Raw genomic sequence first — 17,684 nt, forward strand, 5'->3', positions numbered from 1 at the left:
ATCTGAATGCGGTATGCGTCCGACGCAGGCCCATCCGGCGCACCGACGCCAGATGGCCATAGCGGCCGTTCTGCATAGGGATACGCCAATGAACTTCGACCTTCAGGGCAAGCGCGTTTTCATAGCCGGGCATCGCGGCATGGTCGGCTCGGCCATGTTGCGCAGGCTGGCGGACGAGGACTGCGAGGTCCTGACCGCATCTCGCGATGAACTCGATCTCATGGATCAGGCCGGCGTGCGGCGCTGGATGGCGGGCCACAGGCCGGACGCGGTGGTGATGGCGGCGGCCAAGGTCGGCGGCATCCTGGCAAACAACAGGTTGCCGGTCGATTTTCTGCAGGACAATCTCATCATGCAGACCAATGTCATCGAGAGCGCCTTTCGCAACGAGGTGCAGAAATTGCTGTTTCTCGGTTCGTCCTGCATCTACCCGAAGTTTGCCGCACAGCCGATCTCCGAGGACGCTTTGCTCACCGGTCCGCTCGAACCCACCAACGAATGGTATGCGATCGCCAAGATCGCTGGACTGAAACTGTGCCAGGCGTATCGGCGCCAATATGGTGTCGAATACATCTCGGCGATGCCGACCAATCTCTATGGTCCCGGTGACAATTTCGATCTCTCCTCCAGCCATGTCGTGCCGGCCCTCATGCGCAAGGCGCACAAGGCCAAGCGCGCCGGCGACAAAACCCTGGAGGTCTGGGGATCGGGCACGCCGATGCGCGAATTCCTGCATGTCGACGACGCCGCCGACGCTCTGGTCTGGCTGCTGAAGAACTATGCCGGCGACAGTCATGTCAATGTCGGCTCGGGCGAAGACATCACCATTGCCGAGCTTGCCCGCACCATGCTCTCCGTCGTCGGGGCCGATGCCGTGCTGACATTCGATGCGACCAAGCCGGACGGCACGCCGCGCAAGCTGATGGACGTATCGCGCCTGTTTGCCACGGGTTGGCGCCCGCGTTACTCGCTTCGCAGCGGTCTGGAACAGACCTATGCCTGGTTTCTCCAGCATATTGAGAAGGGCGATCTCCGCCTCGGCGCCGCCTGACCCTCAACCGACGCCGATTGCCACCGGAGATCGCGGCCATGGGCGGCCCTGAAGCACCTAGCGAGACTCATGCGGCGCATGAAAATTCAGAAGACGGCGGATTGTCCGGATGGTGGGCGTGACAGGGATTGAACCTGTGACCCCTGCAATGTCAATGCAGTGCTCTCCCGCTGAGCTACACGCCCATCCGAAGCCGCGCATACACCATTTTTGCTCCGGCGCGTCAATAGCAGGAAAAGGGAAAGAAGGGCTTACCTTGCCGCACCTTTGAAGACACGCCGAAGCCCCGCCAAAATCGACTCAGGCTGCCTGCAGCATCTTTTCGACCTCGTTGACGAGGTCGCGCAAATGGAACGGCTTCGACAGTACCTTGGCGTCTTTCGGCGCCTTGGAATCCGGATTGAGCGCAACGGCGGCGAAGCCGGTGATGAACATGACCTTGAGGTCGGGATCGATCTCGGTGGCGCGGCGGGCGAGTTCTATGCCATCCATCTCCGGCATGACGATATCGGTCAGGAGCAGCGAGAAAGGCTCTTCGCGCAGCCGCTCATAGGCGCTGGCGCCATTGTCGAAATCGCTGACCTGGTAGCCGGCACGCTCCAGCGCCTTGACGAGAAACCGGCGCATGTCGTCGTCGTCTTCCGCCAGTAAAATGCGTGCCATCTTGTCCCGTCCGAATCACCCGTCCGAAACTGCCGTGGGGCAGCTCGTTAACCATCCTGTATATGAGGAGGTGACGGTAAACATCAAGTGAACGATGAAAGGCCAGATCCGTATTCAACAAAGCGGTCTGGACGCCGAAATGCTGGACATGGGGCCGGCGAGGTGGCACTTTCCAACTATGATGCATTGGTTTTTTTGGGTTCGTTCAAATTGAAAACGGCAGCCGAAGATTTTTCGGTCGTTCCAGCCTTCGAAATCCGATCGGGCGCCGAACAGCGTGTCCCCTTCCTCTTCAACTCGCCGCATAGCGGCCGCCACTATCCGGACCGGTTCCTGGCTATGGCAAGGCTGGACAGAAATGCCATCCGCCGGTCCGAGGATTGCTATGTCGACGAATTGTTCGGTGGCGCCGTCGCGCTCGGCGCGCCGATGCTGGCGGCAAACTTTCCGCGCGCCTATCTGGACGTCAATCGGGAGCCCTGGGAACTCGATCCGCGCATGTTCGCCGAGCCCGTGCCCTCCTTCTGCAACATCCGCTCGGCGCGCGTGGCCGGCGGGCTTGGCACCGTCCCCAAGCTGGTGGGAGAGGGGCTCGACATCTATGCCGGCCGCTTGCCGCTGGCGGAAGCCGTGGCGCGCATCGAAGCTGTCTACAAGCCTTATCACGAGACGCTGAAACGGCTTTTGACTACGACCCATGCGCGGTTCGGCTTTGCCGTGCTGATCGATTGCCACTCGATGCCGGCGAGCATCAGGGTCGGCGACAGCGGTCTCAGGCCGGATTTTATCGTCGGCGACCGTTTCGGCATGTCCGCCTCGGCAGCGTTGACCGAGACGGCGATCGGCCTATTGATCGGCATGGGCTATACCGTGGCCCATAATAAACCTTATGCCGGAGGCTTCATCACCGAGCACTATGGCCGCCCGGTGCGCCATCTCCACGCATTGCAAATCGAGGTCAATCGCGGGCTCTACATGAACGAGCGGACGTTCCAGAAATCCGCCGGCTTCGATGCGCTCGCCGACGATCTGGCACAGTTCTCGGCGGACCTGATGGCGATGCCCGATCACGATTTTATCGATCTGCCGCTTGCCGCCGAATGATGCCAATCGGAAATCGATCAAAGGACGCGCGATCCGCCGGATGCTGCGCTAAAAAAAGACCGCATCGTTTGCACGACACGGTCGAAGTCTAGGGAGGAAACGCCCAAGGAGGGCATGGACAGGAAAACCTGTCCGAGAACAAACCTATTGTGCGCTGCACAAATGTCAAGCCGCCGACAGGCGTTTTTAATTCACTGTGATGTGGAAATTGTATTTCGAGGGCGCCAGCGTTGCATTCGAGCAACAGTTGTCGATGCGCAAAAGTTCTCGCAGGCCCTTGTTTTGGCGGAAAACCGCAGGCAAACGACGGTTCAGCTCGGCTACGCGGGAGACTCAGTTGGACATCAGCATCGATTTCATGCGGCGCATTGCACTTGCCGCCGCAGCCGAGACCTTGCCGCGCTTTCGCAGCCGAGGCGCGGTCGCCAACAAGGAGCAAGGCAGCTTCGACCCGGTCACCGAGGCCGATCGCGAGGCCGAGCGAGTTATCCGGGCGCTTATATCAGCGGAGTATCCCGATCATGGCATCCTCGGCGAGGAGCATGGCAGCGAGAACGTTTCCAGCAGACATGTCTGGGTCATCGATCCGATCGACGGCACGCGCGCCTTCATTTCCGGCCTGCCGGTGTGGGGAACATTGGTGGGGCTGACCGTCGACGGTGATGCTGTCGCCGGCATGATGTCGCAGCCTTTCACCGGCGAGCTTTTCTACGCCAACGCTTCCGGTGCCCATTATGAAGGTCCGGGCGGGCCGCGAAGGCTGACGACCCGTAAGACGACCAGCCTTGCCGAGGCGACGCTGTTCACCACCACGCCGGCGCTGTTCAAGGGAGACGCGCGCCTGCGCTACGACCTGTTCGAGAAACAGGTCCAGCTCGCCCGCTACGGCACCGACTGCTATGCTTTCGCCATGGTCGCGGCGGGAAGCGTCGACATCGTCGCCGACCCCGGATTGAAGCCCTACGATATCGTCGCGCTGATCCCGATCATCGAGAAGGCCGGCGGCGTCGTCACCACCTTCGAAGGCGGACCGGCGGAGAGGGGCGGCGACATCCTGGCTGCGGCAACGCCGGAGCTTCACGCCGCGGCGATGGCCGCGCTGCGCGGCTAGGTCCCCTGATATTCAGGTGATGCCGGTATCCAAATGGCGGCTTCCTGCGCTTCCGGCTTTCGCCGGCCGAAGCACTCATGGGCGGTCGTGGCAGGTAAGGCTACGGCCGGCGTAGGCCGGTGCTCACGTACAAAAGGTACGCTCCGCTCCGGTTCTCGGAAACCACCTTGTTTGGTCGCTACGCGCCCGTCTACGACTCCGACTCGGCCTGACCTGAATCTCAACGAACCCTGGCGCGGTGACCGGTCCTCCTGACAGCAGGATGTCAGTAGCCCCTGCTATGCAATGATGTCACCAGAGGAGGAAGACATGTCAACGCAATCAGCAGTCAGCAATTCCGGCGACGGCCCGGCGGACGGTCGGGCCGACTTCGATTTCTTCTTCGGCCGCTGGAACGTCAGCCATCGAAGGTTGCAGAAGCGGCTGCAAGGCGACACGAACTGGGACGTGTTTGGCGGCACATGCGAAGTGCACTCGATCCTTGGCGGCCTTGGCAATTTCGACGACAACGTCATTGAATTGCCCGGCGCCGCTTATCGCGCTGCCACGCTGCGGACGTTCGATCCGGCGACAAGACAATGGTCGATTTGGTGGATCGACGGCCGCAATCCCTCGACCATCGATGTCCCGATGCGCGGCACTTTTGAAGCAGGCGTTGGCACGTTCTTGTGCGAGGACGTCTTCGACGGCCGCCCGATCCAGGTTCGCTTCCTCTGGTCGCGGATGAGTGAAAAGTCGGCGCGCTGGGAGCAGGCTTTTTCACCGGATGGCGGCAAGAACTGGGAGACCAACTGGATCATGGACTTCGACCGGCAGGCGTAGAGCCAAGGGACGCGGCGTTCAATCAGGCGACGTCGTCGCTTCCCGGGATGAAGGCATCGAAGGCGGCGAGGAACTGCTCGCGATAAAAGTCGGCTTCCTGCAATATTTCGTGGCGTGCGCCGTCGATCACCAGCAGCGAACCGAGACGCAGACGTCTGGTGTAGGTTTCCACTGCCTTCGTCGAGACGACCTGGTCAGCGCCGGCGGCGACCATCAGCAAGGGAACCTGGATCCTGGCCATGAAGCCGGGATCGCTGATGGCCTCGGACGCCTCCGCCGCCGCTTTCAGCCAGCGGATCGTCGGACCGCCGAGCGCCAGTTGCGGGTAGGTCTCATAGATCAGCGTGTTGCGCCGATATCGCTCCGGATCCGATGTCACCTTGTTATTGGCAAAGGGTAAGGTTTTCCGCGGCCGGGGGCCCCAGGCGGCATAAAGCTTGCCAAGGCCCAGCAAGCAGAACAGCGAACAGATGCGGCGAACGGTGGTTGTCGAGACCGGCAGGTCGGGCACGGCCAGGAACGGCGCGATCAGCACCATTCGCCGTACGCGATTCACCATCGACGGCGCAGCAAGCAGGGTGATCACCGCCCCAGCCGAATGGGCCAGTATGTAGTATGGCCCCCGGCAGTCGGGCAGCACGATCTCCTCGAAGAACTGTTCCAGGTCGCTGGTGTAATCGAAGAAGCTCCTGATATAGCCGCGCTCGCGGTCGCCGATCAGCCGGTCGGAACCGCCCTGGCCGCGCCAGTCGAGGGTAGCAACACCGAGGCCGCGGTCGGCAAGATTGCGGATGGTCTCAAAATATTTTTCGATGCACTCGTTTCGGCCGGTCAGAACGACCACGGTGCCCTTCATCGGGCGGGAAACGGCAGGGAACAGGCCGTAGCGGATCTTCTTGCCATCGCGCGTCGTAAAGAAACCGCCGGCCGCATTTGCCGGTGGCGGATTGCCCGGAGTTTCGCGGAAGAGGGGCGTTTCGTTGAAGATGTCCGTCATTCGGCGCTGCGTTTGTGTGTCGCTGCCTGCATGGCGCAAGCTTTGGGTAGGCATAGACGCCCATGCACCAAATGCAAAGGAATTCCGGACGCGTTGGAAGGCTGAACGCGGCAATCAGCGAGTGAGGCCGGAAGCGGCTTGCGGCGTGCTTCCGGCCTCTGTCGATCCGGGAGGAAGGGACGTTACACCCGGTCGGCCTCGTTGCGGCACCTCGTGCATGACCTCGAAAATCAGGCTCGATTTTCGCTGGGGATCATGCGCGATCAAAATCACAGCTCTCTTGCGCGTCCGATCGGATGCGCGGCGCCGTAACCACCGCCTTTTCCTTGATCCTCTAAGCAGTCTAGGGCCGCCTAGCTGAACGTTCGCCGAAGCCGCGGTTCATCTGCCGTTCATCGAGCTGGCAGAATCTTGAAATGGCTTCATGTGCTCCCCAAATGTCTGCTGCGGTCGCCAATGTCGGGGCCGCTGGCCTTATCCGGAACGCCATCATGGGTTTCGCACCGGCCATACGCAAACCTTGTTGCTCAACAGGAGAACACACTATGCGTCACGTTGATTTTTCCCCGCTCTATCGTTCGACCGTCGGTTTCGATCGGTTGTTCACCATGCTCGATTCGCTTGCGCAGCCCGAAGGCGCGCAGACCTATCCGCCCTACAACATCGAGCGCACCGGCGAGGATTCTTATCGCATCTCGATGGCGGTCGCCGGCTTCTCGGACGACGAGCTCTCGATCGAAGCTCACCGCAATGTGCTGACCGTCAAGGGTGAGCGCAAGGAAGACGGCAATGGCGAGGGTTCCGAACTGCTCTATCGCGGCATTGCCAGCAGGGCCTTCGAGCGCCGTTTCCAGCTTGCCGACCACGTTGAAGTCGTCGGCGCCTCGCTCAAGAACGGTCTGCTCTTCGTCGACCTCAAGCGCAACATTCCCGAGGAACTGAAGCCCCGCAAGATCGCGATTAGCGCGTCTTCGGCCAAGGCCAAGCAGATCGAGGCCAAGACTGCCGCATAAGCTGCGTCACAAGGATGATCTCAGCGACGAAGGCCGGCGTTTTCGCCGGCCTTTTTCGTTGGCATGAACGCAGCTATCCAGCAATTAGCTGACCAAAGCGGTCGACCTCTTCGGCCGTGGTCGCAAAGCTGCTGACGAAACGGTAGAGCGCCTCGTCCTCGCCGATATGGCCGTCAAAATCATGCGGCTTGTGCCAGTCATAGAAAGCGGCACCGGCCAATTGCATCCTTTCAGCCTCGGCCTTTTTCATCACCGCGAAGACCTCGTTCGCTTGCGGCAGCCAGGCCAGACGCGCCGATGGCGAATCCTCGATCACTGCCGCAAGGCGCGCTGCCATGGCGTTGGCATGCCGGGCCGTATCGAGCCACAGGCCGTCCTTGAAATAGGCTTCGAACTGCGCAGCGACGAAGCGCGATTTCGAGAACAATTGCGCCGCGCGCTTACGCAGGAAGGCTAATTCCCTGGCACGATCCAGATCGAACAGAACGATAGCCTCGGCGCACCAACAGCCATTTTTGGTGCCGCCGAAGGAGAGAATGTCGACGCCGCGCTTCCATGTCATTTCGGCCGGCGTCGTCTCCAGTGCGACCAGAGCATTGGCAAAACGGGCGCCGTCCATGTGCAGCGGCAATTTGTGATGTTTGGCGATCGCCGAAATCCTGGCGATCTCATTCAAAGTGTAGATGGTGCCGACCTCGGTCGACTGGGTGATCGATACCGCCATCGAGCGTCCGGAATGGACGATTTCAGCCGCGAACCGGCCAACCGCTCCTTCCAGCCTGTTCGGATCGATCTTGCCCAGCGCGCCGTCGACGGCATAGAGCCGCGAGCCGCCGGTAAAGTATTCCGGCGCGCCGCATTCATCCTCAATGACATGCGATTCGCGATGGCAGAAGGAAAGGCCGCCTGATTTGTTGTAGGCGGTCAGCGACAGCGAATTGGCGGCGGTGCCGGTCGCCACGAAAAACACCGCGACTTCGCGCTCAAAGATGTCATTGAAGTGCTGGTAGACGGTCTGGTCGAGGGCACCGTCGCCATAGGCGGTGGAAAAGCCGCCGGCATGGGCCGACAGGCCTGCGGCGATACTGGGATGGGCGCCTGCCCAATTGTCGGAAGCGAAGTTCATGCGTTTGCCTGTGCTGGAAAATCCGTGCAACCTTGGCCGCTTTCGCATCCCGCCCGCAAGTGCCAAGTGCCGGAAAACCGGTAAAGCCAGGGAGAGGCGACAGTGGAGATAAACGACCGAAGGTTACGCGCTGCCGCGGCCATGCGTAATTTTCTGTCGTGGAACGCCGAAGATTTTCATGAATCGGTCTTGTGCCTATCGGGAATATCTGTCATAAAAATTTAGGACAGTAGTGCTGTCTTATTTTGTCGCACACCTGAGGCTGGATTGGCGTATCATTGGGCCTCTCCGGCCGTTGCCGTGAGCGACAGGTAGACAGCCTGGCTCTGGCCTGTACGATTACCGGATGCGAACCAGGCCGCCTGGTCGCAAGGATTTCGCAAGACGTGCCGCAAGGATGAAGGGGAGCCAAGCGCTTCCCGACGCAAACCAGCGCCCTAAAGGGCGGGAATGGAGGACAGGATGATGACGGAAATGACGCCATCTGCGATGAACGGCCCGGCCGCGCAGACGAAAGCGCCAGCCGTCAAAAATCCGTCTCTGACCAATATCGGGCGAACCCATACCGGCTTCGCCGCGCAAGGCCTTTATGATCCACGCAACGAGCACGATGCTTGCGGCGTCGGCTTCATCGTCAACATGAAGGGCGTGAAGTCGCATCAGATCGTCAAGGACGGCCTTGCCGTGCTCGAGAACTTGACACATCGCGGCGCTGTCGGCGCCGACCCGCTGATGGGTGACGGCGCCGGCGTGCTGGTGCAGCTCCCCGACCGTTTCTTCCGCGAGGAAATGGCCGGCCAAGGTGTCGAGCTGCCCAAGCCTGGCCATTACGCCGTCGGCCATGTGTTCATGCCGCGCGACCCTGAGCTTCAGGCGCATATCGAAGGCATAATCGCCGAGGTGGCGCAGCTCGAAGGCCAGCCGCTGCTCGGCTTTCGCGATGTTCCGGTCGACAATTCATCGCTGTCCAAGGCGCCTGATATCGCTGCTTCCGAACCGGTCCAGCGGCAGGTGTTCCTCGGCCGCGGCGCCGAGATCGAGAGCGACGACGACTACGAGAGGCGGCTCTACATCCTGCGCAAGGTCATTTCCGGCCGCATCCACGAGGAGACCAAGGGCGTCGACAACGGTTTCTACGTCGTATCGATGTCGTCGCGGACCATCGTCTATAAGGGCATGTTCCTGGCCTATCAGGTGGGCGCCTATTACAAGGATTTGACCGATCCGCGTTTCGAGACGGCGCTGATCCTGGTTCACCAGCGGTTCTCGACCAACACCTTCCCGTCGTGGAAGCTGGCGCATCCCTATCGCATGGTCGCCCACAATGGCGAGATCAACACGTTGCGCGGTAACGTCAACTGGATGGCGGCGCGGCAGGCCTCGGTCGATTCCGAACTGTTCGGCAACGACATTTCGAAGCTGTGGCCGATCTCCTACGAGGGGCAGTCGGATACCGCCTGTTTCGACAATGCGCTCGAATTCCTGACGCAGGGCGGCTACTCGCTCGCCCATGCGATGATGATGCTGATCCCGGAAGCCTGGGCCGGCAACAAGTTGATGGATGCCGATCGCAAAGCCTTTTACGAGTATCACGCGGCCCTGATGGAGCCGTGGGACGGGCCAGCGGCGGTCGCCTTCACCGACGGACGCCAGATCGGCGCCACACTCGACCGCAACGGGCTGCGCCCGGCGCGCTACATCGTCACCGACGACGATCGCGTCATCATGGCCTCGGAAGCCGGCGTGCTGCCGGTGCCGGAGGAGCGGATCGTCAAGAAGTGGCGGCTGCAGCCCGGCCGCATGCTGTTGATCGATCTCGAAAAGGGCCGGATCGTTTCCGATGAGGAGATCAAGTCGGAGATCGCGACCAAGCATCCCTATAAGAGCTGGCTCGCCAACACCCAGCTCATCCTCGAGGATCTGAAGCCGGTCGAGCCACGCGCGCTGCGCAGAGATGTCAGCCTGCTCGACCGCCAGCAGGCGTTCGGCTACACCCAGGAAGACACCAAGCTGTTGATGTCGCCGATGGCAACGACCGGCCAGGAAGCCGTCGGGTCGATGGGCACCGACACGCCGATTTCGGCGATGTCGGACAGATCGAAGCTGCTCTACACCTATTTCAAGCAGAATTTCGCCCAGGTCACCAACCCGCCGATCGACCCGATCCGCGAGGAGCTGGTGATGAGCCTGGTGTCCTTCATCGGGCCGCGGCCTAACATCTTCGACCTCGTCGGAAACTCGCGCCGCAAGCGGCTCGAAGTGCGCCAGCCGATCCTGACCAATGGCGATCTCGAAAAGATCCGCTCCATCGGCCACACCGAGGACCGTTTCGACACCAAGACGATCGACATCACCTATGGCTCCAACGAGGGCGCGGCCGGCATGCAGGGCGCCATCGACCGGCTGTGCGAGCGCGCCGAGGCGGCGGTCGCCGGTGGTTACAACATCATCATCCTGTCCGATCGCCAGCTCGGACCGGACCGCATCGCCATACCGGCGCTGCTGGCGACGGCCGCGGTGCACCACCACCTGATCAGAAAGGGTCTGCGCACCTCGGTCGGGCTCGTGGTCGAATCCGGCGAGCCGCGCGAGGTGCATCATTTCTGCTGCCTTGCCGGCTACGGCGCCGAGGCGATCAATCCTTACCTGGCTTTCGACACGTTGCTCGACATGCACAAGCGCGGCGAGCTGCCGGCGGAGGTCGACGCCTACGAAGTCGTCACCCGCTACATCAAGTCGATCGGCAAGGGTATCCTCAAGGTGATGTCCAAGATGGGCATCTCGACCTACCAGTCCTATTGCGGCGCGCAGATCTTCGACGCGATCGGGTTGAAGTCGGATTTCGTGCAGAAGTATTTCACCGGCACCGCGACGCTGATCGAAGGCGTCGGGCTGGACGAGATCGCCGCCGAGACGGTCAGCCGCCACACCGACGGCTTTGGCAACGACCCGGTGCTGCGCAACAGTCTCGAGGTCGGCGGCGAATACATGTTCCGCATGCGCGGCGAGGCGCATATGTGGTCGCCCGATGCGGTGGCCACTTTGCAGCACGCCGTGCGCCAGGGCTCGTGGGAGACGTTCAAGGACTATTCCGCTCAGATCGACAGCGAGACCGCACGGGCGCAGAGCATTCGCGGCCTGTTCAAGATCAAGCTTGCCAAGGAAACCGGGCGCAAGAAGGTCGCGCTCGACGAGGTTATGCCGGCGGCCGACATCGTCAAGCGGTTCTCGACCGGCGCGATGTCCTTCGGCTCGATCTCCAGGGAAGCGCACACCACGCTGGCACGCGCCATGAACACGATCGGCGGCAAGTCGAATACCGGCGAGGGCGGCGAAGAGGCCGACCGTTACCTGCCGCTGCCGGGCGGCGGCAAGAACCCGGAGCGTTCGGCGATCAAGCAGGTCGCCTCCGGACGGTTCGGCGTGACAGCGGAATATCTGGTCAACTCCGATGTGATGCAGATCAAGGTCGCGCAAGGCGCAAAGCCCGGCGAGGGAGGTCAGTTGCCGGGCCACAAGGTCGATGCCACCATCGCCAAGGTCAGGCACTCGACACCGGGCGTCGGCCTGATCTCGCCGCCGCCGCATCATGACATCTACTCGATCGAGGATCTGGCGCAGCTCATCTACGACCTGAAGAACGTCAATCCGGCGGCGGATGTCTCGGTCAAGCTGGTCTCCGAAGTCGGCGTCGGCACGGTTGCGGCCGGCGTCGCCAAAGCGCGTGCCGACCACATCACCATATCGGGCTATGACGGCGGCACCGGTGCATCGCCGCTGACCTCGCTCAAGCATGCCGGCAGCCCATGGGAAATGGGCCTTGCCGAGACGCACCAGACGTTGGTGCTCAACGGCCTCAGGTCGCGCGTCGCGCTGCAGGTCGACGGCGGCTTGCGCACCGGCCGCGACGTCGTCATCGGCGCGTTGCTCGGCGCCGACGAATTCGGCTTCTCGACCGCGCCGCTGATCGCGGCCGGCTGCATCATGATGCGCAAGTGCCATCTCAACACCTGCCCGGTCGGCGTCGCGACGCAGGATCCAGTATTGCGCAAGCGCTTCAAGGGCACGCCGGAACACGTCATCAACTTCTTCTTCTATGTGGCCGAAGAGGTGCGGGCGCTGCTCGCCGAGATGGGCTACACCCATCTCGACCAGATCATCGGCGACACTGATCTCTTGGAAAAGCGGGCGCTGATCCAGCACTGGAAGGCGCGCGGGCTCGATTTCAGCAAGATGTTCTTCAAGCCAGATGCCCCGCACGAGGCGGTGCACTGGACCGAGCGCCAGAAACATCCGATCGAAGACGTGCTCGACCGCAAGTTGATCGAGCTGGCCAAGCCGGCGCTGGAAGCCAGGCAGCCGGTCAGCATCGAGCTGCCGATCCGCAATGTCGACCGTTCGACGGGCGCCATGCTGTCTGGCGAAGTGGCAAAGCGCTTCAAGCACAAGGGGCTCCGCGAGGACACGATCTCGGTGAAGCTCACCGGCACCGCCGGCCAGTCGTTCGGCGCCTTCCTGGCGCGGGGCGTCTCGTTCGAACTCGTCGGCGCTGCCAATGACTATGTCGGCAAAGGCTTGTCCGGCGGCCGCATCGTTATCCGACCGCCAGAGAACACGAATATTGTCGCCGCGGAGTCCATCATTGTCGGCAACACGGTGCTTTACGGAGCGACCGAGGGCGAGGCCTATTTCAGCGGCGTCGCCGGCGAGCGTTTTGCCGTGCGCAATTCGGGCGTCGCTGCCGTCGTTGAAGGCGTCGGCGACCATGGCTGCGAGTACATGACCGGCGGCATCGTCGTCGTCATCGGCCAGACCGGCCGCAACTTCGCCGCCGGCATGTCGGGCGGCGTCGCCTATGTGCTGGACGAAGAAGGTGATTTCGCCGAGCGCTGCAACATGGCGATGGTCGAACTGGAACCCGTTCCCGAAGAAGACGACCTGATGGAAAAACTGCTCCACCATGGTGGCGACCTCGATCATAAGGGCCGTGTCGACGTATCCGGCGACATGACCAGCCATGACGAAGAGCGGCTCTATCAGTTGATCTCGAACCACGTCCATTACACGGGTTCGGTGCGCGGCCGCGAGATCCTCGACAATTGGGCGACTTTCCGGCCGAAATTCCGGAAGATCATGCCGGTCGAATATCGCCGCGCCTTGATCGAGATGGAACGCATGCGCATGGGCGTTGCGGCGGAATAGGCTTTGGGAGTTGCCGGGAAGCCAAGCTTCCCGGTTCGACGCCTTCATCAACAATCCTGGCCTCGGACTGAAGGTTGCCACGGCTGCCTTATGAGGTTAACGGGTGCGTCGTCGAGCGCGCCTTCTGGACAGCAAGGACTGGACTATGGGCAAGGTAACAGGGTTTCTTGAGATCGACCGGCAGGTGCACAAGTACCAGCCGGCTTCCGACCGCATCCGGCATTTTCGCGAATTCACGCTGCCGATGTCGGACAAGGAGGTCGAGAAACAGGCTGCGCGCTGTATGGATTGCGGTATTCCGTACTGCCATGGACCGACCGGCTGCCCGGTCCACAACCAGATCCCGGACTGGAACGACCTTGTCTACAATGGCGACTGGGACAATGCGATCCGCAACCTGCATTCGACCAACAATTTCCCGGAGTTCACCGGTCGCATCTGTCCGGCACCTTGCGAGGAAGCTTGTACACTGAACCTCGAGGACATTCCGGTTGCCATCAAGACGATCGAGCAGGCGATCGCTGACAAGGCTTATGAAACCGGTCATATCCGGCCCTATCCGCCGGAAAAGAAGACCGGCAAGCGCGTCGCCGTCATTGGCTCGGGGCCGGCCGGCATGGCGGCCGCCCAGCAGCTTGGCCGCGCCGGCCACGACGTCCATGTTTATGAGCGCGAGAGTCGGCCGGGCGGGCTGATGCGCTACGGCATTCCCGACTTCAAGATCGAGAAGCACTATATCGACCGGCGCATCGAGCAGATGCAGGGCGAGGGCGTGAGCTTCCATTGCGGCGTCAATGTCGGCGTCGACAAGCCGGTGGCGGAGCTGCTCGCCGAATACGATGCCGTGCTTTATTGCGGCGGTTCGGAAACACCGCGCCCGGCCAACATTCCCGGCGACGATCTCGACGGCGTGCATGACGCGATGCCCTATCTTGTGCAGCAGAACAAGCGCGTCGGCGGCGAGCCGATCCAGTCGGTGGCGTGGCCCTCACAGCCGATCGTCGCCGGCGGCCAGCATGTCGTCGTCGTCGGCGGCGGCGACACCGCATCCGACTGTGTCGGCACGGCGTTCCGCCAGGGCGCCGTGCGCGTCACCCAGCTCGACATCCGGCCGCAGCCGCCGGAAAAGGAAGACAAGCTTTCGGTCTGGCCGTACTGGGCGACGAAGATGCGCACCTCGTCCTCGCAGGCCGAAGGCGCCGAGCGCGAGTTTCAGGTGGCGACGCTCGAATTCATCGGCGAGGACGGCGCGTTGACCGGCGTCAAATGCTGCGAGGTCGATGAAAAGCGCAAGCCGATCGCCGGCACGGAATTCGTCATCCGCGCGGACCTCGCCTTCATCGCCATCGGCTTTGCCGGGCCGGCTACCGTCGGACCGGTCTCGGAGTTGGGCGGCCAGATGAAGATCGCCATCGACAGCCGCCGCTCGAACAACGTCGAGGCCAATGACCGCGACTATAAGACCAGCGTCGAAAAGCTCTATGCGGCCGGCGACGTCCGTCGCGGCCAGTCGCTGGTCGTCTGGGCGATCCGCGAGGGCCGACAGGCGGCGCGTTCGATCGACGAGGCGCTGATGGGATCGAGCGTGTTGCCGCGCTGAGACCGTTTGGAAACTCTACTCCTGCGGCCATCTGAGGGCGTTTTCTGCGCTTCCGGCCGTCGCCGACCAAAGCACTCATGAGCGGTCGTGGCGTTAAAGCCACGGCCGGCGTAGGCCGGTGCTCATGTACTCGAATGTAGGCTCCGCTCCGGTTGTCGAAAGCACCCTCATATGACTCACAGGAGCGAGTTTCGAAGCGGTCTCTGAGCCTCGTATCAAGGATTGATCGCCGTCGTCGTGTCGCTTCCAGCGGCCGCCGCCGCAGGTTGTGCCCTGGGCGGCCAGGAAAAATCGTCGGCGCGGCCGGGCGAAGCATCTGATGCCTTGCCCTCGACGACGAGTTTCTCGCCGAGCCCATCGGCCTTTGCCGGCGGCGCGGCGCCGAGAAGTTCCGAACCGCCGTCGAGCGCTGGATCGTTGAGCAGCATCGGCACGGTGCGATTGACGGCCATCGGGGCCGCGGCAGGTGCCGGGGCTTCGACGGGAGCGCCCGCTGGCGCATAAGTTGCCGGTGTGCCCGTTGGCGCGGTCATCCCAAGGATCTTCATCAAGGGTTTCTCGGCATAGAAGGCGAGCTTGCGTTTTCCGGCTTTCGACACATAGATGCCGTCGTCGGTTCGCAAACGCACTGGCTGCCCGTTGATGTCGGGCCCGCTGGTGACGAAGGCGCCATCCTCGTCGACGAAGCCGTCCCAGATGTCGACGAACTCGCCGCCATGAGTTTCGGCCGTCGCGCGGTAGATCTCGTTGAAAGCCAGCATGTCGGAGGTCATCTTCGGCGCCTTGAATGCCGGCATGCCGACCCACAGATACGGCACCTTGGCCGATGCAATGGCCTTGCCGAACGCTTCGGTCCTGCGTTCGTATTCCTTGGTCCAGCCTTCGGATTGCGGCTGTTCGCGCTCGTCGTTCACGCGCATCTGCTGCCGATCGTTGGAGCCAAGCATGACGATCACGGCCGCGGGCTTTTCAGTTTCGATCAGCGACTTAATCTGTTCGGGCCAGTTGTAGAAATCGTCACGCACGAAACCGGACGAACCGTTGCTGCGAACGACGATCCTGATTTTGGTGTTTTCGGCAAAGGCGGTATCCAGACCTTCGGCGAGGCCGCTCGCCATGAAATCGCCGACCACCAGAACGGTGCGGGCATCCGGCGCCTTCTCGACAATGGGGGTTGTCGGCTCAGCCGGCCGGCGCGCCGCGGGGCGGGGCTTTTTTGCCCTCGGCTTCGGCGGCCTGGCTCTTTGAATTAGTCGCGGCGGCGGTTCCAACCGCTCGCTGCGACGCGGAAACAACAAGTCGCGCAGCGACCAGCCGCGCCTTTGCTCTTCCTGCGCAATGGCCGGCGTGTGAAAGGCGGCGGCAGTACTGACGGCCAAAACGGCAATCGCCAGAATCAGGATCGGCGCGCGACGAAAAATCACCCGGATACGCGCAGCCGAAACCAATTACCCTCTCCATCCCTTAAGAGCGCCGGCCTCAAGGCCGATCGTGCCGCCGCTCTATCTTTTGGTTTGAGCATCGGATTTCCCCAAAACCGGTTTGGGTTCCGATGCTCCAGGTCGTCTCTCTATGCGAAGTTAGTTCTGCCTGAGCGATTTGAGCACTTCCATGCTCGGATGTCCGTCCTGGGTCAAGCCGGCCTTAGCCTGGAAGGCCATGATGGCGGCTTTCGATCCCTCGCCGATCTTGCCGTCGAACTTGCCGTCATAGTAGCCGTACTGCGAAAGCCGCTGCTGTAGCTCTTGCCTCTCCTCGAAGGAGAGCTTCGTGAAAGGCCGCTTCCAGTCCTGCACAAGCCCACCATAGCCGGCGATTTCGTCGGCAAGAAGGCCAACGGCAACCGCGTATTTGTCGGCATTGTTATAGCGTTTGATGACCGAAAAATTCTTGATCATCAGGAAGGCCGGGCCGCCGCGGCCGCCTGGAACCTTCAGCGTGGCCTTCTCCGCACCACTCTTGAAGGGCTTTCCGTTGACCCGCGTGACGCCCAGCGCTTGCCATTGCGACAGCGACTTCGATCCGGCCGGGAACTTCTTCCCTTCGGGAAGGCTGACTTCATAACCCCAGGTCTTGCCGGCCTGCCAGCCGTTCTTCCTGAGCAGATTGGCGGCCGTTGCCAATGCATCGGGAATCGAATTCCAGATATCGCGCCTGCCGTCGCCGTCCATATCGACCGCATAGGCCTGGTAGCTGGTGGGAATGAATTGGGTATGACCCATGGCGCCGGCCCATGAGCCGCTGAGATGGCTTTTGTCGATGTCGCCCCTTTGCAGGATCTTCAGCGCTGCGATCAACTGGGTGCGGGCGAATTTCGATCGTCTGCGATCGGCATAGCCAAGCGTTGCCAGCGAACGCACGACGTTTCGCATGACCTCGTCGCGCTTGAGGATTTCGCCGTAATTCGATTCCATCGACCAGATGGCCAGCAGGACGTAGCGGTCGACGCCGTATTTTGCCTCGATCCTGTCCAGCCAAGGCTTCCATTTCCTGGCCATTTGCTTGCCGACGGCGACCGACTGGTCATGGACCCGGTTGTCGAAATAATCCCAGGCGGGCGCGGTGAATTCTGGTTGATAGCGGGCTTTTTCCAGCACGATGGGATCGGCATCGCTGATGCCCTCGAACGCCTGGTCGTAAACGGCGCCGGAAACACCGCTCCGCACTGCGGTGGCGCGAAAACTCGCCACCCACTGCCGGAACCCGGCGTCGGCAAAAGCAGATCCGGTGGGCATCAGCAACGCGAGCGATAGGCTGGCGGCCGCAACAATGCTTGCGAAGCGCTTTGCGGCATTGCAAACGGACATCTATTCCTCCTTCTTCATCACAGGAAGATCATTCATCGCCGAACCCGGTTAGCATTTGGTTTACCATAGGTGCCGTTGGGAACGAAAAGGCGCTTTGGTGCTTTACTGACTGCAGATTTTTTCTGACCAGCCGTTCCATAATCCTCGATTCCGGCACGAAAATGTCTCGAAGCGGGATTGCCGAACAG

General features: G+C 61.7%; 12 protein-coding genes and 1 tRNA gene. 7 read left to right on the forward strand and 6 right to left on the reverse strand.

Features of this window, described 5'->3' with window-relative positions; translation table 11 throughout:
• Nucleotides 1–88 precede the first annotated feature (88 nt).
• Nucleotides 89–1,051, forward strand: a complete 963-nt coding sequence (gene fcl, locus ABID19_RS21790; RefSeq protein WP_354493041.1) for a GDP-L-fucose synthase — start codon at nucleotides 89–91, stop codon at nucleotides 1,049–1,051.
• Between the two features lie 110 nt (nucleotides 1,052–1,161).
• Here fcl and ABID19_RS21795 read toward each other — a convergent pair.
• Nucleotides 1,162–1,236: transfer RNA gene (locus ABID19_RS21795), tRNA-Val, on the reverse strand.
• Nucleotides 1,237–1,351: 115 nt separating this feature from the next.
• Complete coding sequence (gene cpdR, locus ABID19_RS21800; protein ID WP_006199474.1) at nucleotides 1,352–1,714, reverse strand: cell cycle two-component system response regulator CpdR; 363 nt, start codon at nucleotides 1,712–1,714, stop codon at nucleotides 1,352–1,354.
• A 162-nt stretch (nucleotides 1,715–1,876) separates the two neighbouring features.
• Between cpdR and ABID19_RS21805 the strand changes: the two genes are divergently transcribed.
• From ABID19_RS21805 to ABID19_RS21815, 3 genes are all read left to right on the forward strand, one after another.
• Nucleotides 1,877–2,818 carry an N-formylglutamate amidohydrolase gene (locus ABID19_RS21805; protein WP_354493042.1) on the forward strand — a complete coding sequence of 314 codons (942 nt, stop codon included), beginning with the start codon at nucleotides 1,877–1,879 and terminating at the stop codon, nucleotides 2,816–2,818.
• Nucleotides 2,819–3,155: 337 nt separating this feature from the next.
• On the forward strand, nucleotides 3,156–3,929 hold the full coding sequence (gene hisN / locus ABID19_RS21810; protein ID WP_354493043.1) for a histidinol-phosphatase: 774 nt from the start codon (nucleotides 3,156–3,158) through the stop codon (nucleotides 3,927–3,929).
• Between the two features lie 309 nt (nucleotides 3,930–4,238).
• Nucleotides 4,239–4,751: a DUF1579 domain-containing protein gene (locus ABID19_RS21815; RefSeq protein ID WP_354493044.1), complete on the forward strand. Its 513-nt coding sequence runs from the start codon at nucleotides 4,239–4,241 to the stop codon at nucleotides 4,749–4,751.
• 22 nt (nucleotides 4,752–4,773) lie between these two features.
• Here ABID19_RS21815 and ABID19_RS21820 read toward each other — a convergent pair whose 3' ends face one another.
• Nucleotides 4,774–5,748: an alpha/beta hydrolase gene (locus ABID19_RS21820; protein WP_354493045.1), complete on the reverse strand. Its 975-nt coding sequence runs from the start codon at nucleotides 5,746–5,748 to the stop codon at nucleotides 4,774–4,776.
• Nucleotides 5,749–6,293: 545 nt separating this feature from the next.
• Here ABID19_RS21820 and ABID19_RS21825 point away from each other — a divergent pair.
• On the forward strand, nucleotides 6,294–6,761 hold the full coding sequence (locus tag ABID19_RS21825) for an Hsp20 family protein (RefSeq protein ID WP_352933100.1): 468 nt from the start codon (nucleotides 6,294–6,296) through the stop codon (nucleotides 6,759–6,761).
• A gap of 73 nt (nucleotides 6,762–6,834) precedes the next feature.
• Here the strand turns inward: ABID19_RS21825 and ABID19_RS21830 are convergent, their stop codons facing one another.
• Entirely contained in the window at nucleotides 6,835–7,887 is a 1,053-nt protein-coding gene (locus ABID19_RS21830; protein ID WP_354493046.1) for a threonine aldolase family protein, read from the reverse strand.
• 465 nt (nucleotides 7,888–8,352) lie between these two features.
• Here ABID19_RS21830 and gltB point away from each other — a divergent pair, with 465 nt between their 5' ends.
• Both gltB and ABID19_RS21840 read left to right on the forward strand, forming a co-directional pair.
• Nucleotides 8,353–13,089 carry a glutamate synthase large subunit gene (gene gltB, locus ABID19_RS21835; protein ID WP_354493263.1) on the forward strand — a complete coding sequence of 1,579 codons (4,737 nt, stop codon included), beginning with the start codon at nucleotides 8,353–8,355 and terminating at the stop codon, nucleotides 13,087–13,089.
• Nucleotides 13,090–13,234: 145 nt separating this feature from the next.
• The gene (locus ABID19_RS21840) at nucleotides 13,235–14,689 is read left to right on the forward strand and encodes a glutamate synthase subunit beta (RefSeq protein WP_354493047.1); all 1,455 of its coding nucleotides are present in this window, start codon (nucleotides 13,235–13,237) and stop codon (nucleotides 14,687–14,689) included.
• Between the two features lie 215 nt (nucleotides 14,690–14,904).
• On the opposite strand, the gene ABID19_RS21845 is transcribed toward ABID19_RS21840, so the two are convergent.
• Nucleotides 14,905–16,137: an SGNH/GDSL hydrolase family protein gene (locus ABID19_RS21845; protein WP_354493048.1), complete on the reverse strand. Its 1,233-nt coding sequence runs from the start codon at nucleotides 16,135–16,137 to the stop codon at nucleotides 14,905–14,907.
• Nucleotides 16,138–16,269: 132 nt separating this feature from the next.
• Entirely contained in the window at nucleotides 16,270–17,496 is a 1,227-nt protein-coding gene (locus ABID19_RS21850; protein ID WP_354493049.1) for a lytic murein transglycosylase, read from the reverse strand.
• Nucleotides 17,497–17,684: the final 188 nt, after the last annotated feature.

The sequence above is a fragment of the Mesorhizobium robiniae genome, from assembly GCF_040545535.1.
GTDB lineage: Bacteria > Pseudomonadota > Alphaproteobacteria > Rhizobiales > Rhizobiaceae > Mesorhizobium > Mesorhizobium robiniae.